General features: G+C 65.9%; 27 protein-coding genes. 18 read left to right on the top strand and 9 right to left on the bottom strand.

What is annotated here, in order from left to right; all coding sequences use genetic code 11:
• Nucleotides 1-114: 114 nt before the first annotated feature.
• On the bottom strand, nt 115-1,518 hold the full coding sequence (locus ACFWIX_RS06105; protein ID WP_377215223.1) for a GntP family permease: 1,404 nt from the start codon (nt 1,516-1,518) through the stop codon (nt 115-117).
• Between the two features lie 62 nt (nt 1,519-1,580).
• Entirely contained in the window at nt 1,581-2,105 is a 525-nt protein-coding gene (locus tag ACFWIX_RS06100) for a gluconokinase (protein ID WP_377215222.1), read from the bottom strand.
• A gap of 188 nt (nt 2,106-2,293) precedes the next feature.
• Here ACFWIX_RS06100 and ACFWIX_RS06095 point away from each other — a divergent pair, with 188 nt between their 5' ends.
• The gene (locus ACFWIX_RS06095) at nt 2,294-3,028 is read left to right on the top strand and encodes a FadR/GntR family transcriptional regulator (protein WP_377215221.1); all 735 of its coding nucleotides are present in this window, start codon (nt 2,294-2,296) and stop codon (nt 3,026-3,028) included.
• A gap of 14 nt (nt 3,029-3,042) precedes the next feature.
• On the opposite strand, the gene ACFWIX_RS06090 is transcribed toward ACFWIX_RS06095, so the two are convergent.
• Nucleotides 3,043-3,300, bottom strand: coding sequence for a metal-sensitive transcriptional regulator (locus ACFWIX_RS06090; RefSeq protein WP_377215220.1), 258 nt, complete (start codon nt 3,298-3,300; stop codon nt 3,043-3,045).
• 244 nt (nt 3,301-3,544) lie between these two features.
• Here ACFWIX_RS06090 and ACFWIX_RS06085 point away from each other — a divergent pair, with 244 nt between their 5' ends.
• Nucleotides 3,545-4,939, top strand: a complete 1,395-nt coding sequence (locus tag ACFWIX_RS06085) for a rhodanese-like domain-containing protein (protein WP_377215219.1) — start codon at nt 3,545-3,547, stop codon at nt 4,937-4,939.
• Nucleotides 4,940-5,117: 178 nt separating this feature from the next.
• Here the strand turns inward: ACFWIX_RS06085 and ACFWIX_RS06080 are convergent, their stop codons facing one another.
• Nucleotides 5,118-5,321 (bottom strand): cold-shock protein, encoded by a 204-nt coding sequence (locus ACFWIX_RS06080; protein ID WP_009372930.1) that lies wholly within the window; start codon nt 5,319-5,321, stop codon nt 5,118-5,120.
• 263 nt (nt 5,322-5,584) lie between these two features.
• On the opposite strand from ACFWIX_RS06080, the gene ACFWIX_RS06075 reads away from it, so the two are divergent.
• Nucleotides 5,585-5,974, top strand: a complete 390-nt coding sequence (locus ACFWIX_RS06075) for a TfoX/Sxy family protein (protein ID WP_377215218.1) — start codon at nt 5,585-5,587, stop codon at nt 5,972-5,974.
• A 41-nt stretch (nt 5,975-6,015) separates the two neighbouring features.
• Here ACFWIX_RS06075 and ACFWIX_RS06070 read toward each other — a convergent pair whose 3' ends face one another.
• Complete coding sequence (locus ACFWIX_RS06070) at nt 6,016-6,696, bottom strand: hypothetical protein (RefSeq protein ID WP_377215217.1); 681 nt, start codon at nt 6,694-6,696, stop codon at nt 6,016-6,018.
• A 186-nt stretch (nt 6,697-6,882) separates the two neighbouring features.
• On the opposite strand from ACFWIX_RS06070, the gene ACFWIX_RS06065 reads away from it, so the two are divergent.
• Nucleotides 6,883-7,332 carry a DUF4383 domain-containing protein gene (locus tag ACFWIX_RS06065; RefSeq protein WP_377215216.1) on the top strand — a complete coding sequence of 150 codons (450 nt, stop codon included), beginning with the start codon at nt 6,883-6,885 and terminating at the stop codon, nt 7,330-7,332.
• 90 nt (nt 7,333-7,422) lie between these two features.
• Here the strand turns inward: ACFWIX_RS06065 and ACFWIX_RS06060 are convergent, their stop codons facing one another.
• Nucleotides 7,423-9,018 (bottom strand): bifunctional metallophosphatase/5'-nucleotidase, encoded by a 1,596-nt coding sequence (locus ACFWIX_RS06060; protein WP_377215215.1) that lies wholly within the window; start codon nt 9,016-9,018, stop codon nt 7,423-7,425.
• Nucleotides 9,019-9,191: 173 nt separating this feature from the next.
• On the opposite strand from ACFWIX_RS06060, the gene ACFWIX_RS06055 reads away from it, so the two are divergent.
• Nucleotides 9,192-10,781 carry an alkaline phosphatase D family protein gene (locus ACFWIX_RS06055; protein WP_377215214.1) on the top strand — a complete coding sequence of 530 codons (1,590 nt, stop codon included), beginning with the start codon at nt 9,192-9,194 and terminating at the stop codon, nt 10,779-10,781.
• A 53-nt stretch (nt 10,782-10,834) separates the two neighbouring features.
• On the opposite strand, the gene ACFWIX_RS06050 is transcribed toward ACFWIX_RS06055, so the two are convergent.
• Entirely contained in the window at nt 10,835-11,197 is a 363-nt protein-coding gene (locus ACFWIX_RS06050) for a cupin domain-containing protein (protein ID WP_377215213.1), read from the bottom strand.
• Nucleotides 11,198-11,391: 194 nt separating this feature from the next.
• Here ACFWIX_RS06050 and ACFWIX_RS06045 point away from each other — a divergent pair, with 194 nt between their 5' ends.
• Nucleotides 11,392-12,168, top strand: coding sequence for an alpha/beta fold hydrolase (locus ACFWIX_RS06045; protein ID WP_377215212.1), 777 nt, complete (start codon nt 11,392-11,394; stop codon nt 12,166-12,168).
• Here the strand turns inward: ACFWIX_RS06045 and ACFWIX_RS06040 are convergent.
• Nucleotides 12,144-13,406: a S8 family serine peptidase gene (locus ACFWIX_RS06040; RefSeq protein WP_377215211.1), complete on the bottom strand. Its 1,263-nt coding sequence runs from the start codon at nt 13,404-13,406 to the stop codon at nt 12,144-12,146. The genes ACFWIX_RS06045 and ACFWIX_RS06040 overlap by 25 nt on opposite strands.
• A 236-nt stretch (nt 13,407-13,642) precedes the next feature.
• Here ACFWIX_RS06040 and ACFWIX_RS06035 point away from each other — a divergent pair, with 236 nt between their 5' ends.
• The 6 genes from ACFWIX_RS06035 (at nt 13,643) to ACFWIX_RS06010 (ending at nt 18,967) form a co-directional block, all read left to right on the top strand.
• Nucleotides 13,643-15,184, top strand: a complete 1,542-nt coding sequence (locus ACFWIX_RS06035; protein ID WP_377215210.1) for an alanine/glycine:cation symporter family protein — start codon at nt 13,643-13,645, stop codon at nt 15,182-15,184.
• A 291-nt stretch (nt 15,185-15,475) separates the two neighbouring features.
• The gene (locus ACFWIX_RS06030) at nt 15,476-15,703 is read left to right on the top strand and encodes a lipopolysaccharide assembly protein LapA domain-containing protein (protein ID WP_377215209.1); all 228 of its coding nucleotides are present in this window, start codon (nt 15,476-15,478) and stop codon (nt 15,701-15,703) included.
• A gap of 63 nt (nt 15,704-15,766) precedes the next feature.
• Nucleotides 15,767-16,093: a zf-TFIIB domain-containing protein gene (locus ACFWIX_RS06025; protein ID WP_377215208.1), complete on the top strand. Its 327-nt coding sequence runs from the start codon at nt 15,767-15,769 to the stop codon at nt 16,091-16,093.
• A gap of 144 nt (nt 16,094-16,237) precedes the next feature.
• Nucleotides 16,238-17,260, top strand: coding sequence for a DUF808 domain-containing protein (locus ACFWIX_RS06020; RefSeq protein ID WP_377215207.1), 1,023 nt, complete (start codon nt 16,238-16,240; stop codon nt 17,258-17,260).
• A gap of 64 nt (nt 17,261-17,324) precedes the next feature.
• Nucleotides 17,325-17,642 (top strand): putative quinol monooxygenase, encoded by a 318-nt coding sequence (locus tag ACFWIX_RS06015; RefSeq protein WP_377215206.1) that lies wholly within the window; start codon nt 17,325-17,327, stop codon nt 17,640-17,642.
• A 29-nt stretch (nt 17,643-17,671) separates the two neighbouring features.
• Complete coding sequence (locus ACFWIX_RS06010) at nt 17,672-18,967, top strand: diguanylate cyclase domain-containing protein (RefSeq protein WP_377215205.1); 1,296 nt, start codon at nt 17,672-17,674, stop codon at nt 18,965-18,967.
• A 41-nt stretch (nt 18,968-19,008) separates the two neighbouring features.
• Here ACFWIX_RS06010 and ACFWIX_RS06005 read toward each other — a convergent pair whose 3' ends face one another.
• On the bottom strand, nt 19,009-20,031 hold the full coding sequence (locus ACFWIX_RS06005; RefSeq protein ID WP_377215204.1) for a LacI family DNA-binding transcriptional regulator: 1,023 nt from the start codon (nt 20,029-20,031) through the stop codon (nt 19,009-19,011).
• A gap of 167 nt (nt 20,032-20,198) precedes the next feature.
• Here ACFWIX_RS06005 and ACFWIX_RS06000 point away from each other — a divergent pair, with 167 nt between their 5' ends.
• The 6 genes from ACFWIX_RS06000 (at nt 20,199) to ACFWIX_RS05975 (ending at nt 25,706) form a co-directional block, all read left to right on the top strand.
• The gene (locus ACFWIX_RS06000) at nt 20,199-21,134 is read left to right on the top strand and encodes a dihydrodipicolinate synthase family protein (RefSeq protein WP_377215203.1); all 936 of its coding nucleotides are present in this window, start codon (nt 20,199-20,201) and stop codon (nt 21,132-21,134) included.
• Nucleotides 21,135-21,262: 128 nt separating this feature from the next.
• Complete coding sequence (locus ACFWIX_RS05995) at nt 21,263-22,561, top strand: Nramp family divalent metal transporter (RefSeq protein WP_377215202.1); 1,299 nt, start codon at nt 21,263-21,265, stop codon at nt 22,559-22,561.
• Between the two features lie 297 nt (nt 22,562-22,858).
• Complete coding sequence (locus ACFWIX_RS05990; RefSeq protein WP_377215201.1) at nt 22,859-23,119, top strand: hypothetical protein; 261 nt, start codon at nt 22,859-22,861, stop codon at nt 23,117-23,119.
• A gap of 29 nt (nt 23,120-23,148) precedes the next feature.
• Complete coding sequence (locus ACFWIX_RS05985) at nt 23,149-23,919, top strand: ABC transporter ATP-binding protein (RefSeq protein WP_377215200.1); 771 nt, start codon at nt 23,149-23,151, stop codon at nt 23,917-23,919.
• 24 nt (nt 23,920-23,943) lie between these two features.
• A complete protein-coding gene (locus ACFWIX_RS05980; RefSeq protein WP_377215199.1) occupies nt 23,944-24,204 on the top strand; it encodes a hypothetical protein in 261 nt (86 codons plus the stop codon).
• Complete coding sequence (locus ACFWIX_RS05975) at nt 24,201-25,706, top strand: hypothetical protein (RefSeq protein ID WP_377215198.1); 1,506 nt, start codon at nt 24,201-24,203, stop codon at nt 25,704-25,706. Before ACFWIX_RS05980 ends, ACFWIX_RS05975 begins: the two co-directional genes overlap by 4 nt.
• The last annotated feature ends 9 nt before the right edge of the window (nt 25,707-25,715 follow it).

Below are 25,715 nucleotides of genomic sequence, written 5' to 3'. Positions count from 1 at the left end.
ACCCCGCGCCCCCCCCCCGGCTCCCCGCCGCACCCCCCCCCACCAACGCCCACCCCCCAACGGGCGTTTGGGGGCACACACCCCCCCACTTGGCGCTACTCAATTGGGTGGGGGTCAGCCGGCGACGCCCGCCACCATGAAGATGACCGCGGCGATGCCGAAGCCCATCACGCCGATCAGGGTCTCCATCACGGTCCAGGTCTTCAGCGTGGTCTTGACGTCCATGCCGAAGAAGCGCCCCACCAGCCAGAAGCCGGAGTCGTTCACGTGCGAGACCACCACGGAACCGGCGGCAACGGCGATGACCAGGGTGGCCAGCTGCATGCCGTTCATTCCGGCGGCGGCAACGGCGGGGGCGATCAGGCCGGCCGTGGTGGTCAGCGCCACGGTGGCTGAACCCTGGGCGATGCGCAGGATGGAGGAGATCAGGAAGCCGGCCAGGATCAGCGGGATGCCGAGGTCGCCCAGGACGTCGGCCAGCGCCGCGCCAATGCCGGAGGTGCGCAGGACGCCGCCGAACATGCCGCCGGCACCGGTGATCAGGATGACGGAGCAGACAGGGCCCAGGGAGGACTCGAGCAGCTTCTCCAGCGCCCCGGCATCCTTGCCGCGCTTGGCGCCCAGAACGAACATGGCCACCAGGACCGCGATCAGCAGGGCAACAGGGGTTTCACCGATGGTGCGCAGGATCTGGTACCACTGCTGGTCCTTGGTGCCCTCGGCGAGCGCGCCGGAGGCAGCCAGGGTGTTCAGGCCGGTGTTGAGGAAGATCAGGACCAGCGGCAGCAGGAGCAGGCCCACAATGGTGCGGAAGCGCGGCGGGTTCTGTTCGGCTTCGGGAGAGGCGTGGCCCAGCAGTTCGGGCACCGGCAGGATGAGCTTCTTGCCGGTGTACAGGCCGTACAGGTAGCAGGTGACGTACCAGGTGGGAACGGCCACGATGATGCCGGCCACGAGGACCAGGCCGATATTGGCGTCAAAGAACGCGGACGCGGCAACCGGGCCCGGGTGCGGCGGCAGGAAGATATGCGTCACGGAGAACGCACCGGCGGCGGGCAGGCCGTAGCGCAGCACTCCGCCGCCCATCCGGCGGGCCACGGCGAAGACGACGGGCAGCATGACCACCAGGCCGGCGTCGAAGAAAATGGGGAAGCCAAAGATCAGCGAGGCCAGGCCGAGCGCGAACGGTGCGCGCTTTTCACCGAAGACCCCGATCAGGTATTCGGCCAGCACCTTGGCTCCGCCGCTGGTCTCCACGATGCGTCCGAGCATCGCGCCGAGGCCCACCAGGAGGGCAACGGTGCCCAGGGTGGTTCCGAAGCCGTTGAGCAGCACCGGGACCACCTGGCCTGCGGGAATGCCGGTGGCGAAGGCCGTGGCCAGGCTGACGAGGATCAGCGCGATCAGGGCGTGGACGCGCAGCTTGATGATGAGGAACAGCAGGACGACGATCGCGGCTGCGGCGATGAGCAGCAGCGGACCTGCTCCCAGCGTCTGGGTCCATCCTTCGATGGTCATGGTTCTCCTTTGAAACAGATATTTTGGGTGGTTTTTTCGGTCGGTTCAGGGGTGCCAGGCGCCTATTGGGCGGAGAGGCCCAGGGCCTCCACGACGGCGGCAGCCAGCTCCTCCGGCGAGCGTGCGATATCGAGGCGGAGGCTGCCTGCGCGGAGCTCTTCCCCGGTCAGCGGCTCAAGGGTGGCGAGCTGGCTGGGAAGCAGCGCCGGCGGCATGAAGTGGCCTTCGCGGCCCTGCATGCGTTGGCTGATCAGGTCCGCGCCGCCCTCCAGGTGGAGGAACACGACGCGCCCCTCGGCCGCGGAAAGCAGCTGCCGGTAGCTTTGCTTCAGCGCCGAACAGGTGAGGACGGTGCTGGCCCCGGCGCGGGCCTGGGTTGTCATCCAGTCCCGGATTTCGGCCAGCCAAGGCCACCGGTCGGCATCTTCAAGCGGGATTCCCCGGCGCATCTTGTCGATGTTCTGCTGCGGGTGGAACTCGTCCGCCTCCGCGCAGGTCCAGCCCAGCCGTTTTGAAAGCGCGGCCGCCAGGGTGGTTTTGCCGGACCCGGCCACGCCCATCACCACGAGGTGCGTGGGTTGCTGCATGTCATACCTCCGGAGAAGACGTCGTTGGCTTTGGAAGAAGCTCGGTGTGGGCCCGCCGTGGAGTGGGCTACGCCATAAGGTATCGCCTTTTGAAAGCAAAGATACTATCTTTTCGTGTCACAAGTCATACCTTTACAGATCTTCGCTATCCTGTAGGGGCGCTGCGGCGCGGAAGAGAGAGCGGGAAGATGTCGACGGCGACAGTACAGGGCGCAGACAACGCGGACGACGGCGGGTCCTCACCCGCGATGCATGAGCGCGTCCTCGAAGCGGTGGGGATAGCGATCGCTTCGGCTGAGCTTCCGCCGGGCAGCCGACTCACCCTTGAGGGGCTGCAGCAGGATTACGGGATTTCCCGCACCGTCGCACGGGACACCATGAAGGTCCTGGAATCCATGAACTTGGTCTACTCGCGCCGGCGGGTGGGGATTGTGGTGCAGGAGCGCAGGTTCTGGAACGTCTTCGACCCCAAGCTGGTGCGCTGGCGACTGGCCTCAAACCGCCGCGAGATCCAGTACAGCAGCCTGACCGAGCTGCGTATCGCCGTCGAACCCATTGCGGCGGCAGGTGCGGCGCGGCGGGCGACGTCCACCGAACGCCACCAACTGCTGGCCCTGGCAGCGGACCTGCGGCGGCTCGGCGAAGCAGGGGACCTCAAGGGATTCCTGGCGGCCGACATTGAGTTTCACCAGCTGCTGCTGCGCAGCTGCGGCAACGAAATGTTCCAGGCGCTCGAGGGCATGGTGGCGGAAGTCCTGACCAGCCGGACGCAGCAGGGGCTTATGCCGTTCAAGCCACGGAACGAGGCGCTGCAGGCGCACGAGGACGTGGCGGCAGCCGTGGCAGCGGGCGACACCGCGGTGGCCGAACAGGCTATGCACCACATCCTCAACGAAGTGCGAGAGGCGATGGGCCTGCACTAGCGGCCGCGCGGTTGCTAGGCCAGGGAGAGGAAGAGCTTCTCCAGGTCCTTGCGGTCCAGGCTGGCGTCCTCCTGGACGATGCACTGCTCCAGGCCGCTGGCGATAATGGCGAAGCCTGCGCGGTCCAGCGCCTTGGACACGGCGGCGAGCTGCGTGACGATGTCCTTGCAGTCGCGACCCTCTTCCAGCATGCGCGTTACGGCAGCAAGCTGCCCCTGCGCGCGCTTGAGCCGGTTGACCACCGGGGTCAGTTCAGTTGTGTCCAGTTGCACGGCGATCTCCCATTTCCAGAATTCGTACCCCACCATCGTATACCCAGAGGGGTGTTTTGCCTACCCCCTGGGGTATATAGGATACTCGGTGGGGTATTGAGCAAGGCGGCCGCTGCCATGGCAGAGTGCAACAACTCAACCGGCACGGCCCCTCATCGTGATCTCAGGAAAAGCACCGGCACGCCCTCTTTTCAAGATACCCCTAGGGGTAGACGATATTTATTAACCGAGTTCAGGAGATCCCATGCTTATCGAACGCATCTATGACGAAGACCTCGCGCAGGCCAGCTATTTCATCGGCTGCCAGTCCAAGGGCGAGGCGATCGTGGTGGACGGCCGCCGCGATATCGCGGTGTACCAGGACCTCGCCGCGAAGAACGGCATGAAGATCGTGGCGGTGACTGAGACGCACATCCACGCCGATTACCTCTCGGGGACCCGTGAGCTGGCTGCCGCTACCGGTGCCACGATGTACGTTTCCGGTGAGGGCGGGCCGGACTGGCAGTACGGGTTCGACGCCGAGCGCCTCTATGACGGGGACGCCATCACCCTGGGGAACATCAGTGTCAAGGCCCTGCACACCCCCGGGCACACCCCGGAGCACCTGTCCTTCCTGGTGACCGACGGCGCGTTCAGCGACCAGCCCGGCTACCTGCTCTCCGGTGACTTCGTGTTCTCCGGAGACCTGGGCCGCCCGGACCTGCTCGATGAGGCAGCAGGCGGCATCGACACCCGGTTCGAAGGCGCCAAGCAGCTCTTCGCCAGCCTGCGGGATAAGTTCCTCACCCTGCCCGACTACGTCCAGGTCCACCCCGCCCACGGCGCCGGCAGTGCCTGCGGCAAGGACCTCGGAGCCATCCCCTCCTCCACCGTGGGCTATGAGCGCCTCTACGCCTGGTGGGGCCCGTACCTGGCCGCCAACGACGAACAGGGCTTCATCGACGAACTGCTCGACGGCCAGCCCGACGCGCACGCCTACTTCGCCCGCATGAAACACGAAAACCGTGAGGGCCCGGCCGTCATGGGTAAACGTGCACCACTGCCGGAACTGGACGCTGCCGCCGTCGTCAAGGGCTTGGAAGAGGACACGCTGACGTTTGTCGATACCCGCGGCAACCGCGAGGTGCACCGGGGAACGGTGGCCCGCTCGCTGAACATTCCCGCCGGCAAGATGGCCAGCTACGGCGCATGGGTGGTGGACCCGGAGAAGGGCAAGAACCCCCTGGTGCTTCTCGCACCGGACCAGGACGCCGCACAGGAGATGTGGGACCACCTGGTCCGCGTCGGCATCGACAACGTCGCCGGCTACGTCACCACCCTTGACGGCCTGCCGATGACCACACCCCGGCTGATCCAGCCCGAGGAACTGGACGGGTTTGACGCCGCGCTCCTTCTGGATGTCCGCAACCGATCCGAGCACGCCGCCGGGCACATCCCCGGCTCTGCTCAACTCGGTGCCGGCCGCATCATGTGGCACCTGGACCAGCTCCCCGAGGACGGACCCATCGTGACGTACTGCCAGAGCGGGGCGCGCAATTCGGTTGCCGCCAGCGCCCTGCGGCGTGCGGGGTACGACGTCATCGAACTCGACGGCAGCTATGCCGCCTGGAGTGCCTCGCGGCTCAGCGCCCAGTCGTAACAGGCTCTGACGCAGTACGGCTCCCCAGCAGATGGACATTTCCCCCTGGGACCCCGGCGGGAAATGTCCATTCGGCGGGGACAAACGGCAGCAGGCACCAAAAAAGCAGGACCCGCCGTGTTGAAACGGCGGGTCCTGCTTTTAAGTGGAAACCTAACGGTCCCGGAACTCTAGGAAATTAGAGAGCCTGGATGTTGGTGGCCTGGGGACCCTTGGGGCCCTGCTCGGTGTCGAAGGAAACCTTCTGGTTCTCTTCGAGGGAGCGGAAGCCGTTGGAGTTGATCGCGGAGTAGTGCGCGAAAACGTCCTGCGAGGAGTCGTCCGGGGAGATGAAGCCGAAGCCCTTTTCAGCGTTAAACCATTTGACGGTACCAGTAGCCATTATTTTTGTCCTTCGTGAAGGTGGAGGGATAGTCCCGACTTTCGGGCCCTCCGGTGTGGGGTGTTCAAAACCGCTACTTCAGAAGAACGCGGACTTTCGACCGCGCGTACTGCCTGAACTACCAACTGCATAAACACAACAACAGTTTCGAGACTACAGGAGTTTTCCGCCGCACCCTAAACGGCTGCCGCCGCGTCCCTCGACCGCCCCGGGTATATCCTGCATCCGGATCCGAAGAACGCCTGCCCCCGGGAGATGACGCCATGGATATGCCCAAAGCCACCGACGCCGAGAAAGCACACTTCCGCGCCCTGGTCCCGGACCGGCCGGATGTGGTGGTCAAACCGATGTTCGGCAACCTGGGGGCCTTCGTGAACGGCAACATGTTTGCGGGGCTGTTCGGGCCCACCGTCGGCGTGAAGCTGTCCGCCGAGGACCGCCGAGTGCTCGAAACCACCGAGCGGACGGTCCCGTTCGGTCCCGCGGAACGCCCCATGGGTGGGTACACCGGACTGCCTGAGATGTGGAATGAAGAGGGCGACGGCGACGAGGCCCGGGCGCGCGCGTGGGTGGAGAAGGCGCTGGACTACGTTTCCACGCTGCCGCCTAAGGCGCCCAAGGCCCCCGCCCGGAAAGCCCAGCCCCGGAAGTAGCCGCTCCCCCGCCGCGAGATGGCACCAACGGCCGGGACCAGTCAGCCGGGGAATCCGAAGCAGGGGAAGAACCCCTCCACCCCAGGACGGGCGACTTCAATGCACCGTGACTTCACCTGTTCCAGCACAGCGTTGGGATCCGTGCCCGCGGCCGTCATGCCGTCAACTGAGACCGCCACGTCGGCAGCGGCGGCCCGGCGCAGGTTGTTGTCCGTTGCGTTGACGGTGCCTTCATCCGGGTAGTTGCTGTGGGTATGGACGGTATCGTGCTCCAGCGGACCGGTGGCGGTCCACGTTGCCGACAGGCTGATGGTCACGGGGTTGCCCTCGCCATCCGTGCCAGCCATGCCGGTACTGATGGAGGCGGTGTTCAGCCGCGGGTCAACCACCAGCGGCGCCATGTTCTGGCCTTCGGCCTGGAACAGGACCGTACCGCCGCCCGCAGCTGCAGTGACCACACCGGCCGGAGCGGCGCAGATGTCCGTGACGCGCACAAACACGGCACTGAGTCCCTGCTTGTTGACGGGCCCGGGCTGGCTGGCGTACATCGCCACACTGGAGGAGACAAAGACTTCGGTCTGCTCGCAGCCGCTGATGCTGGTCACCGTTGCGGAGCCATGCGTCGACGAGATGGTGTGGTAAATGTTCGGGGCCGCCCCGGCCGGGGCCGCGGCCAGAACCATCGAGGCTGCGGTGCAGAGAAGAACGGGCAAACGCTTCATGACAACTCCTTTGTATGAGGTGAGGCTACTCCCGGCTGCAGGCCACCGGCAGGGCCCAATGGCCCAAAAGTTTTCCCAGGTCACCCATCCGACCTGCGGCAGCAGCCGAATAGCTTGCATAACCCTTTGGGTCGGCAGCAAGCGTTCTGCTGATCCATGAATCCATACCGCATTCAGGAGAACATCATGGCTACACACACCAGCACCGGCACGGCAGTCCGCACCAACGTCCAGAAAGCGTCCATGGCAGTAGGCGCCGTATTCCTGCTGGTCGGCGTCCTGGGCTTCGTCCCGGGCATCACCGGCAACTTCGAGCAGCTGCACTTCGCAGGAGCGCACTCCGAGGCCATGCTGCTGGGCCTCTTCCAGGTGTCCGTGCTCCACAACGCGGTCCACCTGCTGTTCGGCGTTGCCGGCCTCGTCCTGGCCAAGACCGCCGGCGGCGCCCGTTCGTTCCTGCTCTACGGCGGCGTGATCTACCTGGTCCTGTTCGTCTACGGCCTGGTGGTTCCCCAGGATTCGGCCGGCAACTTCGTCCCGTTGAACCTGTTCGACAACATCCTGCACCTGCTCCTGGGCATCGGCATGGTCGGCCTGGCGCTGGTCCTCACCAAGGGCCACAAGGCACACGCCTAACCACAACTAACCACGCAACGCACGACGCCGGGACCCGCCAGATATGGCGGGTCCCGGCGTCGTTTTCGTGGCTGGGCGGGTTGGGGCCGGCTACTGCACGGCCAGGCGCCCTTCGATCTGCGGATCAACCGGTGAGTGGTGTTCCAGGTAGTGCACCACGGTGTCCACCAGGTTGATGCCGGTGTCCACGGTGCCGGTGCCCTGGGTGAAGGTGGTGAACTGGTCGCCGCCGGTGGCCATGAAGTTGTTCGTGGCCACGCGGTAGGTGGCACCCGGATCCAGCGGGGTTCCGTCCGGGAGGGTGACGGAGGTGACCCGGGCGCCGAAGGGTGCGCCGGCGTCGTACGCCCACTTCAGTCCGGAGACCTGGACGGTGCCGTACTGGCTGAAGGCGCCTTCCTCCAGTACCTTGCGCACCTGGGCTCCGGTGAGGTCCATGGTGACCAGCGTGTTGTTGAACGGCAGGACGGCGTAGACCTCTTCGAGCGTGATGGGCCCGGCGTCAATGTCCGCGCGCAGGCCGCCGGCGTTGGTGAAGGCGAAGTCCACCCCGTCAATGTAGGAGCGCATGCTGTCGGTGACGAAGTTGCCCATCTCCGACTCGACGCCGCGGCTGGAGCCGCGCGTGATGGACGTGGCCGCCTCCCCCACGCTCTTGCCGAGCTCTTCGCCCAGCTGAGCCTGGTAGCCGTCCACGATCGCCTTCACCGCCGGGTCCGGGGCGATGGCGTCCGTCCAGGTGGCATCCAGCTCGATGCCGGTGCCCACTACGTCCTTCGTGGCGCGGTCCACGGTAAGGGTGACATCCGCGTAGCCGCGGGTGTTGCCGTAGGGCTGGACCACGGGAATTCCGTTGATGACGGTGTTGTATTCGAGCGGAATGTGTCCGCCAAGGACCAGGTCCACCTCGCCGGAAAGCTGTCCCACCAGGTCCGCGAGCGCGCCGGTGGAGGCTGTTTCCAGGCCCTGGTGGGCGCTGACCACGATGGTTTCCACGTGGCGTTCGCGGAGTTCCGCCACGGCATCGTTGACCGCCGCGGCCGTCTGGTTCAGGTCCAGGAAGCTCAGGCCCTCGGTGGCGGCGGGGAGGGTGACGTTCTTGGTGTCGGGGTTTGCGACGCCGATGACGCCCACCTTGACCCCGTCCAGTTCCTCGATGACGTAGGGGCTGACGCCGGCTGGGGCGGCTCCTGTGGCGTCGACGACGATGTTGGCCGCGATGAACGGGAAGTCGGCCTGCTCCACCCGTTCGGCGAAGGCGTCCTGGCCCCAGTCGAACTCGTGGTTGCCCACGGCGGCCGCATCCACGCCGATCGCGTTGAAGACGTCCACGGTGGAGGCGCCCTCGAAGTAGGAGGAGATGGCCGGGCCCTGCATGAAGTCGCCGGAGTCCAGGATCAGGGTCCGCGGGTTCTCCGCTTCCTCTGCCTTGAGATAGGCGGCGAGCGCGGCCGCTCCCCCGGCCAGGCGGCCCGAGCGCTTGAGCGGGGTGAGCTGGCCGTGGGTTTCGTTCAGGCCGAGGATCTGGATGTCCACGGTGCGCTGGGACTGGGGTTCGGCCTGCGCCGGCGGCGTGCGGTCAGCGGCGGTGGCCGTGCCGGGGACGACGGCGGCCAACAGCACCGCGGTCACCGCGGCTGCGGTGCCCCTTTGGAGGGCAGGGGCCAGGTGGGTTCGAGGGGTCATGAGGGCATCTCCTGGTGCGTAGCAGTGGGATGCCGCGAACCTAGCAGCACCGGTATAACCGCTGGTGAACGGCAGGTTGCTGGCTCGGTACCTGGGGTCTGCGCACGGAACGTTCACGTATGGTTCACTCAGGCAACAGCCCGCGGTCAACCTGCCTCCCTAGGTTCGAAGCCATGCACAACATCTCCCGCAGATCCCTCATTTCCGCCGGTCTCGGGGCAGGCCTTGTCGCCGCCCTGCCTGGTACCGCCGTCGCCGTTTCCACCGCAGACGACGCCGGCCTCCGCACCGATCCCTTCATGCTCGGCATCGCGTCGGGTGAGCCGTGGCCGGACGGCTTCGTGCTGTGGACGCGCCTTGCGCTGGACCCCTTGGCTGCGGACGGCCTGGGCGGAATGCCGTCCCGTCCGGTCCCGGTGGCCTGGGAAGTGGCCGAGGACGCATCAATGCGCACCGTGGTGGCACGCGGCGTCGAGGAGGCCCGGATCGAGACGGCCCACTCCGTGCATGTGGAGCTGCGCGGACTGAAGCCGGGCCGCGAGTACTTCTACCGGTTCCGCAGCGGCCGCCACATCAGCGCCGTCGGCCGTACCCTGACGGCGCCGGCGCTGCACGAAACACCCGCCGCGCTGGCCATGGCGTTCGCCAGCTGCTCGCAGTACGAGCACGGCTACTTCACCGCCTACTCCCGCCTGGCGCAGGACCACCCGGACCTGGTGCTCCACCTCGGCGACTACCTGTATGAGTACAAGAAGAACCACTACGTCATCGGCGGTGGCAACCCCCGCGACCACCAAGGACCCGAGACGGTCACGCTCGAGGGATACCGGCAGCGGCACGCCCAGTACAAGTCCGACGCCGACCTGCAGGCCGCGCACGCCGTCGCACCCTGGCTGGTCGTGTGGGATGACCACGAGGTGGACAACAACTGGGCGGACGAGATTCCGGAGAACCGCGACGCCAACCAGATGAACGACACCACCGAGCGCTTCCGGCAGCGCCGCGCAGCCGCCTTCCAGGCATACTACGAGAACATGCCGCTGCGAAGGTCCTCCGTTCCCGCCGGATTCGACATGAAGATCTACCGCACCATCCAGTGGGGCCAGCTTGCCAACTTCCACATGATGGACACCCGCCAGTACCGCGACGACCAGCTCGCCGGCGACGGCTGGAAGAAGAACGTGGCCGAGCGCCTCGCCGAGGACCGCAGCATCACCGGTGCCGAGCAGGAAAAGTGGCTGCTGGACGCGTTCCGGAACTCCACCCAGCGCTGGGACATCCTGGGCCAGCAGGTCTTCTTCGCCGAGCGCGACCGCAACGCCGCCCCCGAAATCGACGACGTCTCCATGGACGGCTGGGACGGCTACGCCGCCTCCCGCCGCCGCATCACCCAAGGCTGGGTGGACGCGAACGTCCGCAACGCCGTCGTGCTCACCGGGGACGTGCACCGCAACTGGGCCAACGACCTCAAGGTGGACTACAAGGACCCCGCCTCCCCCGTCGTCGGCTCGGAACTGGTGACCACCTCGATCACGTCCACGGGCAACGGCTCAGGCTCCACCGCGGACCCGGTCATGGCCTGGAACCCGCACCTGAAGTTCTACAACGACAACCGCGGCTACGTGAACACGAAGATCACCAGGGACGCGATGACCGCCGACTTCCGGACGCTGGACTACGTCACGACGCCGGGCGCCCCCGTGTCCACGAAGGCCTCCTTCGAGATCCGCGACGGCGTGCCGGGGCTGCACGCCCGCGCCTAGCACGCAGGACGTCGGGACGCACCGAAAGTAGTGCGTCCCGACGTCGTTCAGCGTCAGCGCTTGGCGTAGTCGGACGATCCCTGCCAGTCGATCATCACGCAGGGCTCCTCACCCACTACCCAGGCATCATGACCCGGTGCGATGGTGGCGAAGTCGCCGGGCCCGTACTCCATCTCCTGGCCGTCATCCATCACCACGGTCATGCGGCCCGAGACGAAGTAGCCGGTGTGGCTGGCCTGGCAGCTGTCGGTCTTGGCGATCGGCTTGACGTGGTCGGACCAGCGCCAGCCTGGCTGGAACGTAGCGCGGCCAACAGCACCCCCGTCCATATTGACCAGTTCGAGCTGGCCCTTGCCGTCCTCAAACGGGCGGGTTTCCTCGGGTGAATTCAGACTTTTGCGGACTAAACCTGCCATTTCAACTCCTCCAAACGGTGCTGCTTCTGGTGTGGAAAGGACTACTAGTGAAGCGCCGATATCCGCAGCGGAGGAGATATGGAACCCCGCCAGTGAGCACATTCTCCGCCTGCACCGCGGCGGCGGCAAGGGTCCCGGAAAAGCGCTGTGGAAACCCCGTAGCCGGGCACCTGAAGGGGGCGTAGCATCCAACCATGGAACCCCTCCGGGCACTCCTCCTGCCTGGCAGCGTCCTCCCAGCCGGGCCTGCCTACGGAGCGCTGATCGAGGCGCTGGGACCGGACGTGCATGCCGTCGCCAAGGACCTGGAACTGTACGCGGATGCCGCTCCCCCGCCCGGCTGGACCCTGGACACCGAGGTCGACGGCGTCCTCCGCGAAGCCGGCCGGCTCGGCTGGGACACCTTCCACCTTGTGGGCTATTCCGGCGGCGGTGCTGCGGCCCTGGCGCTCACCGCCAAGCATCCCGAGCGGTTACGGAGCCTCACACTCCTCGAAGCAGCGTGGGCCGGGAACTGGGACTGGAGCCCCGCCCACGCCGCGGTCTGGGAAGAGTACGCAAAGCTGGAGTCCCTGCCGCCGGAGCAGTTCATGCCTGCCTTTATGCGGCTGGGGGTGAAGTCCGACGTCGTCCTGCCGCCTCCGCCGCCGGGTCCCCCGCCACCGTGGATGGCCAAGCGGCCGGCGGGCATCAGCGCGTTCCTGGCGGACTTCAAGCGCTACGACCTGGACCGGGCCCGCCTGGCTGCGTTCATCAAACCGGTGCTGTTCGTCCTGGGCGGGCGGAGCAATCCGGATGACTACGGCGAGGTGGCGGACCGGCTGGCCACCGTGTTTCCGGATTTCACGCTGGAGGTATTCGAGGCGCGGCACCACTTCGACCCGCCGCACCGGATCGAGCCTGAACGGCTGGCCGGGCTGCTTCGGCAGCACTGGGAGCGGGCGGGTCAGGGTGCCCGCACGGCGTCGTAGGCGTTGACCCGGCCGTGCTTCCAATGACTTCCGGTGCCCGCCACGGTTGGGTCGGCCGTGGATTCGACGATGCCTCGTACCGTGGCGTTCGTGGCGGTGGGGTGCGAGCCCAGCGCCAGCGCGGCCACGCCGGCAACTACCGGGGAGGCCATCGACGTGCCGCTGGCAATGTCATACCCCTCAGAACGGCCGTTTGATTGCAACGCGAACGGGTGGTTGGGGAAGGTCGAGTAGATGCTGACCCCTGGCGCTGCCACGTCTACCCACTTGGCGCCGTAGCTCGAGAAGGAGGCCTTGGCGTCGTTGTTGTCCGTGGCTGCTACGGCAATGACATTGGGGTAGGCACCGGGGTAGATCTTGGCCTGGCTGCCGCCGTTCCCCGCTGCCGCCACGATGACCACCCCCGCCTTCCAGGCATTTTGGACCGCGGTTTCAAGCGTCCGGGACGATACGCGCTGGCCCAGGCTCATGTTGATGATGTCGGCGTTTCCGTCGCCTGCCTTCGCGCTGGCCGCCCACGCAATACCGTTGACGATGTTGGACGTGGACCCGGACCCGGAGTCGTTGAGCACCTTCACGTCCACGATGTCGCACTCCGGGCACACGCCGGCTACACCGGTGGAGTTATGGACCGCGGCCACAATGCCGGCCACGTGGGTACCGTGCCCGTAGTTGTCCTCCTGCGTTGCGGTGCCGCTGAAGTTCGCGCGCGCCACCACCTGGGTGCTGATATCAGGGTTGTCCGACGCGACACCGGTATCGAGGACGGCTACCCTGACGCCGGCTCCGGTGGCGATGCCCCAGGCTTCAACAGCGTCGACGTCGGCGTCCGGGGTGCCTGCGGGGACAGTGGCCGTCTCCAGGGTGTTCTGGAACGATTGCCCGTCGTTCTTGAGGGCGTACTGGCGGTCGAAGTAGGTGTCGTCCGTGACGGCGGTAACCACGGCGTCAGGTTCTGCATACTCCACCGCGCGGTTGTGGCCCAGGGCCTCAATCAGCCGGAGTTCCCTGCCGGCCGGCACCTTGATGACCTGGGCCCCGGTAGTCCCCACAAAGTTGCCCTGACGCAGACCGTGCTGGCGTAGCACGCCGTCGGCCGACCCCTGGTCCCGGAACTTAACCAGAATCTGCCCTGCCACGTGGGACGGGTCGGGGGCCGCGTTCCCGGGAGCCGCCAGCGTGGTGGCGCCAAGACCAACGAAGGCTGCAGCGAGGCCGGCGATCAGGAGTTTTTTCATAGCTCATAGTGCGCCCGCTGAGGGCCTGCTGGATAGGGCTGACGGAAAGTGTGTGGTTAACGGCAGGGAGCACCTCAGGCCAGCTGAAATTCGGTCAATTGGACTCATAGCCGAACCACGTGAGAAACTTCACAGGTTTGTGTGGCGCCCACCACGGGCTAACCTGCCCGTCCCTGCGCCCCGCCAAACCGCATTCGTTTCGCATCACCCACGCTCTTCATGGAGGGAACCCACTCATGAGCGATGTCTTATCCGCTATCAATGGCGTTATTTGGAGTGACTGGCTCGTTTACCTGTGCCTCGCCACCGGCGTCTACTTCTCCGTCCGCTCCCGCTTCCTGCAGGTGCGCCACGTCAAGGGAATGGTCCAGCAACTGCTGAACGGCGAAAAGTCCGCCGCCGGCGTCTCCTCGTTCCAGGCCCTGGCCATGTCCCTGTCCGGCCGCGTCGGCACCGGCAACGTCGCCGGTGTCGCCACCGCTGTCGCCTTCGGCGGCCCGGGCGCACTGTTCTGGATGTGGGCTGTCGCCTTCCTGGGCGCCTCCACCTCCTTCATCGAGTCCACGCTCGGCCAGATCTACAAGACCCGTGACCCGCAGACCGGTGAATACCGCGGCGGTCCGGCATACTACTTCTCCCGCGCCTTCGCCCACACCAAGGCTGCCGGTTTCTTCAAGGTCTACGGCTATGTCTTCGCCGCCGTAACCGTCCTCGCCTGCGGCGTCCTGATGCCGGGTGTCCAGGCCAACTCGATGGCCACCGCCATCGACGGCGCCTTCACCGTCCCGGCCTGGGTTGTCAGCGTCGGTGCCGTCATCGTCCTGGCACTGGTCATCATGGGCGGCGTCAAGCGCATCGCCAGCGTCGCTGCTTTCGTCGTGCCCTTCATGGCCCTCGGCTACATCATCCTGGCCCTGGTGGTCGTCTTCGTCAACGCCGGCCAGCTGCCGGGCATCCTGGCCATGGTCTTCCGCAGCGCCTTCGGCATGGACGCCGCACTCGGCGCCGTGATCGGCCTGGCCGTGATGTGGGGCGTCAAGCGTGGCGTCTACTCCAACGAGGCCGGCCAGGGCACGGGCCCGCACGCCGCCGCCGCGGCTGAGGTTTCCCACCCGGCCAAGCAGGGCCTGGTCCAGGCGTTCGCCGTCTACATCGACACCCTGTTCGTCTGCAGCGCCACCGGCTTCCTCATCCTTTCCACCGGCGCCTACCGCGTGTTCTCCGGCGGCAGCGAGGACGGCGAGGTCCTGGTTGAGGGCGGCCTGCTCTCCGCCACCGCCACGGTTGGCCCGCAGTACGTCCAGACCGGTTTTGACTCCGTCTTCCCGGGCTTCGGTGCCGCGTTCATCGCCGTCACGCTGATCTTCTTCTGCCTGACCACGATCATCGCTTACTACTACATGGCCGAAACCAACCTGCGCTTCCTGGTGGGCAAGTCCGCCAACAAGCTGGTGCCGGGCATCCGCGCCAACCTGGGCCGCGTGACCACCCTGGTCCTCCAGGTGGGCATCCTCATCGCCGTCGCCTACGGCTGCGTGAACACCGCCGCCGATGCCTGGACCATGGGCGACATCGGCGTGGGCCTCATGGCGTGGCTGAACATCGTGGGCATCCTGGTCCTCCAGAAGCCGGCATTCCAGGCCCTGAAGGACTACGAGCGCCAGATCAAGCTCGGCCTCGACCCGGTCTTCGACCCCCGTCCCCTCGGCATCACCGGTGCCACCTTCTGGGAGTCCTACAAGGTCGCCGAGCGCGAAAAGGAAGACGCACGCGTCTAAGCTGCACAGAACTTCCTGAAGTACGACGGCGGGATGCCGGCTTTTCTGCCGGCACCCCGCCGTCGTCGTTCCCCGCCGCGGCGTGCGGTTCCGCCGTCACCGCCGCGGGCGTATCCTGAAAATCCAGCTGGTGGCGATCAAAGGAAAGTGATCAGGATGGCGTCCGAACCTGCCACACCCGGAGGACTGCCGCCGAAGCCGCCGTCTGACGTACCGGCCCCGGGAACAGCACCTCCCGCTTCTTCCAGTACCAGGCCGCAACCGACCCGCTCCGGAGTGGTCTGGGTAGCCGTGGTCGTAGCGCTCCTCCTGCTGGTGCTCCTGATCATCTTCATTCTGCAGAACCAGGAGACCGCCAGGGTGATGTTCCTGGGCTTCGAGGGCACGCTTCCTCTGGGGATGGCCATGTTCATCGCCAGTGTCGCCGGCGGCATAGTCGTGGCCGTTGCCGGCGCAGCGCGGATCATTCAACTCCGTGCCAACGCCCGCAAGGTGCGGATGCTCCACAAGCGCCGCTGACGGCGACAGGATTACGGCCAGGAGCGCGGCGGAACTTTCGGGCGTGCCGAACGTTGTGCGGGTATGAAATGTCCTTTGGATTCAGTAGAACTTGTCATGACCGAACGCAGCGGCGTTGAGATCGACTATTGCCCGCAATGCCGGGGTGTGTGGCTTGACCGGGGGGAGCTGGACAAGATCCTGGACCGTGCTGCCGCGTCGCCCGCTCCCGCCAGTCCGGCACCGCCCGCTCCCCTGCCAGTCCCGCCGCCTCTCTACACCGGCCATGATCAGCGGCGGGACGAGCGCAGCTACGATGGCCGCCGCAATGACAAACCGGGCTATGACCGCGACTACGGCCGGCGGCCTAAGAAGAAGGAAGGCTGGCTGGGCGACCTGTTCGACTTCTAAAGTCCCCGCCCGTTCCGGGCCGCCCGGCCCGGAACGGCACCCTCCCGGCAGCCCGGTCCCATATACTCTGACCATGCCGATCACGCTCCTGAACCGTGCCCTGGACGCTCAGCCGTCCGCCGTCGAACAGTCCGGAAGCGACCTGTGAGCGGCGGTCTGGTCGCCCTCCTGGACGACGTCGCAGCCCTCGCGCGCATAGCCGCCGCCTCGGTGGACGACATCGCCGCCGGGGCCGCGAAGGCGGGAACCAAAGCCGCCGGCGTGGTGATCGACGACGCCGCCGTCACCCCGCAGTATGTGTCCGGAAAGGACCCGTCCCGCGAACTGCCGATGATCCGGAAAATCTTCTGGGGCTCGCTGCGGAACAAGCTGCTGATCATCCTGCCGGCGCTGCTGCTGATCAGCACCTTCGCCTCCTGGGCCATCCCGTTCATCCTCATGATCGGCGGCACCTACCTCTGCTACGAGGGCGCCGAGAAGGTCTGGCACAAGATCCGCAAGGACCACGCGGATGAGAAGGCACCGGCGGTCGAGCGCGGCCCGGAGGCCGAGGCCAAGGTGGTCAAGGGCGCCATCACCACGGACTTCATCCTGTCCTGCGAGATCATGGTCATCTCGATGAACGAGGTGGCAGACGAATCCCTCTGGGCCCGGGCATCCATCCTGGTGGTGGTGGCCCTGGCCATCACGGTGCTGGTGTACGGGGCTGTCGCCCTCATCGTCAAGATGGACGACATCGGGCTGCACCTGGCTGCCAAGGACTCCGCAAGCTCCCAGCGCATCGGCGGGCTGCTCGTCAAGGGAATGCCGGCCGTGCTGGCCGCCATCACCCTCATCGGAACCGTCGCCATGCTCTGGGTCGGCGGCCACATCATGCTGCAGGGCGCGTACGACCTTGGCTGGCACCTGCCCTACGACCTGGTCCATGCCGTGGAAGAGCCGGTGGCCCACGTCGCCGTGGTGGGCGGCTTTCTGGCCTGGCTGGTGAACACGCTGTTCTCCGCGATCCTCGGACTCGCATGGGGGTTGCTCGTCATGGCCATCGTCCACCCGCTGCTGCACGCGCTGCCGTTCGGCAAGGGCAAGGGCGGCCACGAGGAAGGCGACGTCCGCGCCGAGCTCGCCGGGTACCGGCCGGGGAAGCACGACGGCGGTACGGCGCCTTAGCGAGGAGCCCGCCCACTTCGCGAGATGTTGGCGGCCGACCCGTACAGCAAAGAAAGGAAAACAGTTGATTTTCATTACCGCCAAGTTCCCGGTCAAGCCGGAGCACGCCGACGCGTGGCCGGAGATCTCCCGCGAATTCACGGAAGGGACCAACGCAGAAGAAGGCTGTCTGCTCTTCGAGTGGTCCCGTTCCGTGGAGGACCCCAATACCTACGTCCTGATCGAAGCCTTCCGTGATGACGAGGCCGGCGGAGCGCATGTGAACTCGCTTCACTTCAAGAAGGCCACCGCCGAACTGCCGGCGTACCTGGCCCGGACCCCGGACATCATCAATGTGAAGGTGGACGGCTGGTCCAGGCTCGGGGAACTTGCGGTCGAGTAGAGCCTAAAATCCCTTCGCCCGAGGACACCATGGATAAGAGCACAGCATCGCCGGCCACGTGGAGCCTGCAGCGGGAATGGTCCCGGGCGTTCATTGTGATGCTGCTCGCACTGCTGCTGGGCGCCGTGATCACCATCGTGGGAGTCCGTTCCGTGCTGGGCCAGGTTGAAGGCGCTGCCGCGCGGCTCCAGGCCGAGTACGCCAGTGTGGCTACGCTGGCTGAAGCGGTCGACGGGCACGAACAGTTGGGGCATCAGCTGCTCTCCGGGGCCCGGGTCAACAGGGAGGCTTTTGTTCTCGAACAACAGGACATCGAGGAGCTCTTCCAGGCTGCTGCCGAGACCGGAGACCGCGGCCGTTCCGAAATCCTGTCCCGGGCGCGGCAGTACTGGCAGTCGGGCCTGGAAAAGGGTGGCCTTTGGGGGGCAGCCGCTCTGAACCATGCCGGGAACGATCCTGCTGCCGGGACGGATTTGGCGGCTGCGGGTTCGAAGGTCCGGACGCACCTGAGCGAGGTCCAGCGTTCCTCGATCCAAGCGCTGAACAGCGGGCTCGTGGATACCAGCGCAATGGAGCGGCTCCTGACGATCGCCAGGATTGGACTGCTCTTGGCGGCGATCGGCGTCACACTGTACTTCCGGCGCCGTATGGTGACGGACCTGATCCGGCCGGTGAACAGCCTGCGGCAGGGCGTGCAGAAACTGCAGGCCGGGGACTTCGGCTACCGCGTGGAGGTGGCCCGGCGCGATGAACTGGGCGAAGTGGCGGTGGCGTTCAACGGGATGGCTGCCGCGCTTGAGGACAGCCACCAGAGCCTGACGTATCGGGCCACGCATGATGCCCTGACGGGGCTGGTGAACCGTGCCGGCCTTGCCGAGCGCCTGGCGGCATGGTTCGAACAGGACGATGCCCCCGGGCCTCCCAGCGTCGGCCTTCTGTTCATCGACATCGACGATTTCAAGGACGTCAATGATTCCCTGGGCCACGAGGGAGGCGACGAACTGCTCGTCCAGCTCGCCCGGCGGCTCCGGTCCAGCGTCCGCGCGCACGACGTCGTCGCCCGGCTGGGAGGCGACGAGTTCGCCGTCGTGGTTTTCGGCAAGGACGCCAACAGCCCGCCCACGGAGTCAGTCATAGAACGCATCTACGCTGCCACGAATGAACCGTTCATGGTGGGCGGACGGCCGGTCGGCGTGTCCCTGAGCATGGGAGTCGCCCGGCGGGCCGGGCAGTTCCCTGATCTTTCCGAGCTGCTGCGGGAGGCCGACGCAGCGATGTACCGGGCCAAGCATACGGGCAAGGCCCGGTACGAGAACTTCAGCTAAGCGCTGGACCGTCCAGCAGCACGGGTCTCAACGGCCACGAGTTACCCCTGCTGGCGCGGCGGGCCGCTCGATTCACGCGGAATGAGCGTGGGGATCGACTTCCTGATCCGGGGTTCCTGGGTTGGGTCGATGATGAGGTCGATGGCCGTCCTGGCGATCTGGTCCAGGGGTACATGCACCGAGGTCAGCGGGGTGGGCAGCCTGGCGGACAGCGGTGTGTCGTTGTAGCCGACCAGTGCCAGATCAGATCCGATTCTCAGGTCGTGGCGGTGGGCGGCCGCCATGATGCCCATGGCGGTGTTGTCGTTGGCGGCAAACACTGCGCTCGGCCGTCTCCTATCGCTCCCGGCCAGGAGCGATTCCCCGGCAGCGAAGCCGTTTTCAATGCCATAGCCTGCCGCCACGAGCCAGGGCCCGGGCGGGGTGATCCCTGCTTCGTCCATGGCCTTGCGGGCGCCGGCCAGGCGGGCGATGCCCGTGGAGGTGAACGATGGTCCCGTGACGACTGCGATGTCTCGGTGCCCCAAGTCGATGAGGTGGCGTACGGCGAGGTAGCCGCCCACTTCGTCGTCGCCCAGTGCTGACGGGCTGACGCCGTCAGTGCGCAGCACCAGGGCGTGCGGGACGCGGCGTTCGCGCAGGAAGAGCGGAAGGCCGTCGTCGAGCCTGGCCGTAGCCAGGATCAGCCCGTCCACGTTGCGGTCCAGCAGGGTCTCGGCGGCACGCCGTTCATCGTCCGGGTCATCGCCACTGGTGGCCACCATGGCGAAGTAGCCGCGCGAGGACGCCGCCCGTTCCAGCTCTTCGAACATCAGCGCCATGACGGTGTCGCTCAGCCGCGGGACGAGGACGCCGAGCGTGCGGGTCTCTCCCCGCCGCAGGCTGGAGGCGAAGGAGTTCCGCCGGTAGCCGAGTTCTTCGGCGACTTTTCGCACATGCGCAGCAGCCGCGGAGCGGGATGTTGTCCGCTCATCCAGCGCCCGGCTGGCCGTGGAGATGCTCACGCCGCTCGCTGCCGCGACGTCCTTGAGCGTGACGATGGTGCCCGGGGTGGCCGGTTCCATGGGCTGTTCTCCTCTTCAGCAGGCGTGTAACAGACACTCTATTCCCCTTTTTGCAAACGTTCTCTTGACAGTGAGCTGGGACACGTGCAAACTTGAAAACGTTCCCGCAAACGTTTTCACGACACGGCGGGACGGCCGACCATCAAAGAAGACATGAGGTAGTTCCAATGACCATCGATCTCCGTGGGCTGGTCCCCGCACCCGTCACCCCGTTCAACCGCGACGGCAGCGTCGACGTCGACGCGATCCACCGCTTGGGCGGTTGGCTGGCCAGCGTCGAGGGCGTCAAGGGCCTGGTGGTCCTGGGCCACGCCGGCGAAGGAACGTTCCTGACCCAGGACGAGCAGGCCCTGGTGATTCGCGAATTCAAGAACGCCGTAAACGGCGAGATCCCCATCATCGCCGGCATCACCGGCGAAGGAAACACCGTCGCAGCCCTTGAAGCCAAGCGGGCGGTGGAAGCCGGCGCTTCGGCAGGCCTGGTGTACCCGTCCCACGGCTGGCTCCGCTTCGGCTACCAGAAGGGCGCACCACAGACCCGCTACAAGGAAATCTACGAAACCTCCGGCCTGCCGCTGATCCTGTTCCAGTACCCGGACGCCACCAAGGCAACCTACGACCTGGAAACCCAGCTCGAGATCGCCGGCCAGGAGGGCGTGTTCGCCACCAAGAACGGTGTCCGGAACATGAAGCGCTGGGACACCGAGATCCCGGTCCTGCGCGCCACCTTCCCTGACCTGCAGATCCTCACCTGCCACGACGAATACCTGCTGCACACCATGTTCGACGTCGACGGCGCCCTGGTCGGCTACGGCGGACTGGCACCGGAGCCCCTGGTGGAGCTCATCGCCGCCGGCAAGGCCGGTGACTACAAGGCAGCGCGTGCCATCCATGACCGCCTCCTGCCGGTGACCAAGAACGTGTACCACCGTGGTTCCCACATGGAAGGCACCGTCGCCCTCAAGGAAGGCCTGGTGGCCCGCGGCATCCTCGAGCACGCCACAGTCCGCCCGCCGCTGCTTCCCCTGGCAGAGGGTGCGGACCAGGAGATCGCGCTGGCCCTGAAGTCCGCCAACCTGGGCAGCGTCACCGCCCGCGTCTGATCCACCCCTTCACGGATCCTTCCGGGCGGCGGGTCCCGCTACCCGCCGCCCGGCCCCAAAGCTTCACACTCTCCATTCCGGTCAATGACGACCACCCAGCAACGCCGCTGAATAAGGAGGACTCGCCAATGCGCGAGCAGAATAGGACCATCACACACCCCGGCACCAGGGACGAGCAGATGGCAACGCAGCACGGAACCCCTCACCAGGGGACCACCAAGAAACAACGCACGTTCCTGGGCTACCTTGCCCTCATGGGCCCGGCCTTCGTGGTCGGGGCATGGCAGTTCGGTCCCGGCAACCTCACCACTGCCGTGCAGGCCGGCAGCCGGTTCGATTACTCCCTCGTCTGGGTCATCGCCGTCTCCACCGTCCTGATGATCTTCTTCACGGACATGAGCGTCCGGCTCGGCATCGTCACCCCCGTCTCCCTGATCAGCTCGATCAAGGAGCACCTGGGCAAATGGGTCGGCGTGCTGGCAGGCTTCGGCGTCTTCGGCATCACCCTGATGTTCTCCGTCGGCAACGCCGTGGGATCGGGCCTGGGCCTGTCCCTGGTCTTCGGAGGATCCCCGGTGCTGTGGACGGTCGTCTGTACTGCCGCCGTCGGCTTTGTCCTTGCGTTCCGGAACGTCTACGGCGTCGTGGAAAAGGTCCTCCTGGGGATCGTGGTCCTCATGGGCCTGGCCTTCATCGCCAGCACTATCGTGGCCCAGCCCGACTGGTACCGGTCCATGGCCGGCATGGTCCCCCAACTGCCGGCGGGCAGTGAGATCCTCATCGTGGCGCTGGTGGGCACCAATTTCTCCATCAACGCCGCCTTCTACACCTCGTACGGAGTGAAGGAACACCGGCGCACCCGTGCCGACTACCGGGACATCACCCTCGCGGATACCATCCCCGGCATCGTGGCTCCCGGGATCATGACCGCCCTGGTCATCCTCGTCGCCGCCGCAGTACTCGGAAAGACCGGCGGCGAGGCCGGCACCATCAACGCCCTTGCCTCCGTCTTCACACCACTGGCGGGACCGGTCGGCTCGATGGTGTTCGCTTTGGGCCTGTCCGGAGCAGCGTTCTCCTCCATGATCGCCAACGCCACCGCCGGCGGCACCATGCTCTCCGACGCGCTGGGCCGCGGCCCCAAGGCGGGATCCCCCACCGCCCGTGTCTTCACCGGACTGATCCTGGCCTTCGGACTGATCATCACCCTGTCCTTCCAGTCCTCGCCCGTCGGGCTCATCGTGATCGCCCAGTCCCTCACCGTGCTCATCGCGCCACTGCTCGGAATCCTGATCGTGACCATGGCCAACAAGACCGCCGTCATGGGCGACCTCCGCAACAAGTGGTGGCACAACGTCTTCGCCGTCGTAGGCCTCATCGCCATCATCAGCTCCTCCATCAGGCTCATCACCATCCTCCTGGGATAAGGGACTGACGGCTGCTGCGACCGAAGTGCCCCCGCCGGCTGGCGGGGGCACTTCCGTGCGTGCGCCGTGGAGGCCGCGGCGAAAGGCGGGCGCACGACGGCGGAAGAGCCGCCGCCCCTTCCCCGTGCTTTCGTCCATCATCTCGAAACGATAGTAAAACGTCTGGATTTTCCTATTGATTTCCGGATTTGCTTCCGTATAGTCTGTGCCTGGCGGATTCGAGCCGCGGTTATTTTGGGGGTAATCCGTTGTAGTTTGCCATTTTACAAATCACTCGTATCCGTAAGAAGGTATTCGATGCTGTTAGCTCTGACCGATTATGCAATCGGCGCCCATGTCGCCACTCAGAACACCATCGCGCGTGCTGTTGATTCCGCCTTGGACAAATCCAACGGTTTCCGCTGGGTATGGCTTGTCCTCATCGGCATCTTCGTTATCGCCGCGGCCATCGCGTGGATCTACTGCCGGAACGCCGGTTACCGTGGATTTACCGGACACATCGAAGCGGTCAAGGGTCCCTGGGGCATCAAGATCGGCATTAAGCTTGGTTGCTACTAAGGCCGAAGCCCGCTAATTAAGGACTGAAAATGGACTTGCCTGACCCGCTGCAGGTAGCGGAATTAACCAAAATGTATGGGTCCCGGCCCGGGATCGAAAACTTGTCCTTTACGGTCGGGGCCGGACAAATAACCGGACTTCTGGGACCGAACGGGTCAGGCAAGTCCACCACCATACATTGCATCACCGGATTTATCAGGGCTTCTTCCGGCCGGATCCTGGTTGGCGGCGCCGCCCATGATTCGGTGGAAGCCAAGGACCGGTTCGGTTTTTTCCCGGATGACCTGCCCATGCCGGATTCGCTCACCGGTTCCGAAACGATCGCGTTCTACCGCCGGCTGCGCCCCCTGTTTTCAGATGCGACGGCGGACGGGTTGGTGGAACTGCTCGGACTTTCGGCCCACCTGGGGAAGTATGTGGGCGAGTACTCGCATGGAATGAAACGCAAACTTCAGCTGGTCGTCGCGCTGGCCCACCGGCCCGAACTGCTGATCCTGGATGAACCGATGCGCGGACTGGACCCCGAAGCCGGGCTGTTAATGAACGCCCTCTTGAAGACCTTTACCGAAGAGGGTGGCGCCGTCCTCCTGGCAACCCACGACCTCACCGCGGCGGAACGGATGTGTGGTTCGGTGGTCATCCTGGCCCAGGGCAAGATGGTGGCCGCAGGCGCACCAGGTGACCTCATGGCACGTCACGGCACCGCGTCCCTGGAAGAACTGTTTGTCCACGCCACGGGCCTGCACACAGCAATGCTCGGTAAAGAACTGGAGCTGCAGCGGTTGCTGCAGCTGCCCTGACAGAACATAGGAGAAGAGCAGATTATGACCTTCGCTAAGTCCCTCGGGTTTGGAGCAGCGCTGTCCCTGCTGACGCTGGCAGCGGTCTTCCTGATCACCTTTGTCACGAACGGCGACTTCTCACTGCCGGCTTTTGTTGTGGTGGAATCGACCACCACCGCCACGGGTGCACCGGAAACCAGCATGTTTTTCAACCCGCTGGGGCCGGTTCTTCTTGCACTGCTGGCCGGAGCCCTGATCTGGCTGGTTTCCCGCGGCATGAAACGCCAGGCCAGTCAGCAGTGACGCTCCCGCTGCGCCGCAGCCCGGCACCGCCGGGGGCGTTCACCGTCACTGCCGCAGTCCACAGCATCACGTGGCGGATCTGGTTCAACGATCTGGCCCGCTCACTCGGCTCCCCGGCCCGGGCAAAGTCACTGCTGATTGGCATCGGCGCCGCCATGGCAGCCTGGACTGCCTGGTCGAGCGTGGAACTCGGCCGGCAGTTGGGACTCGACGCGGAATCGGGGTGGCAGATAGCCGGTCCCGTTGCCGGTGTCATGTTCACCATGCCGGCCCTTGCCACACTCATGGCCGTCTTGTACGCCCCCAGCCGCACCCTGCTGACGGAGATGCTGTCCGTGTTGCCGGTCAGGCAGGCCCACACCAGGGCAGCAGTCCGGTGGCTTACGGTTGCAGTCGGGCTGTGCGGGGGGCTGCTGATCGCCGCACCCCTTGCCCTGCAGTTCGCTTTCGCCGGAAGTGTGCGGGTGGCCGTCATCGGATTGAGCAGTGCCGTCTACGCAGCCCTGCTCGGCGCGCTGACCACCCAGGTGCTGATCGAAGTGACGCAGGTAGCCGGAGGGCGGCTCCTGGGCCGCAACACCGTCATTATCCAAGGCATCAGCGGATTGGCCGTCGCCGCGGTGCTGCTCCTCGCCTTCATCGCCACGATGCCGCTCAACGGCAGGGAAAGTGGCGGGCCGCTGCGGCCGCTCGGCGATGTCCTGGCCTGGCTGCTTGGGGGGCCCGATCCCGCATGGTGGGCGGCCGCCGTCGCGTTCGGCCTCCCGGTTCTCCTGATCGGGATGCTGCGTCTGCTCGAATCAGCACCCAGGCCGGACATGGCACCTTGGCGCCCCGGCCTTCGGCTGCGCTTCCGGGCGCGGGCCGCACGCGACGACTCCTTGTTCCGCCTGGAGCTTCTGCAATGGATCCGCTATCCGAGCAATGCAGTCCTGCTGCTGTTCATTAACGGGCTCTGTATCGCCGCTGTCGTGTCGGCAGCGGCCGCAGGCGCGGATGACCTGGGCCTGACGTACGTCGCCTTGGCCGTTGCCAGTTCCATTGGCATCGGCTGCTACGGCCCCACCCGCAGGCACCACTGGATTTACCGCACCGCCGGGAGCCCCACGGCCTGGGTGGCGCCAAAATTCATGGCCGTGGTGGGCGTGTGGTCCGCAATGATGGCCATCTACGGTACGGCTCTGGTGCTGCTGACCGGATGGGAGCCCTTCGAGCTGGTGATGACCCTTCCGATGCTGTTCGTGGAACTGTGTGCCAGTTGCATCGTTGGCCTGGTGCTCCCGGTGTCCCGCGACCAGTCGATCGGCGGGGCGGTGTCCGAGGCCGTCGCCCTTATCGGCCTGATCGGACTGACTTTCTCAGCCCAGTCCGTTCTTGCCATGTCGGCAAATCTCCTGATCGGGGTTCTGCTGCAGCTGCTCATGGTGGCCGCGGTGGTGACGGCGTACTTCGTGATCGGCCGGAAGCTGGCACTGCGCGGATCCGACATGGCGGAGATGTGACCGGGCGCC

The sequence above is a fragment of the Pseudarthrobacter sp. NPDC058362 genome, assembly GCF_042723515.1.
Classification (GTDB): domain Bacteria; phylum Actinomycetota; class Actinomycetes; order Actinomycetales; family Micrococcaceae; genus Arthrobacter.
Note: the sequence above shows the minus strand (reverse complement) of the source record. Positions and strands in the feature narration are given on the sequence as shown.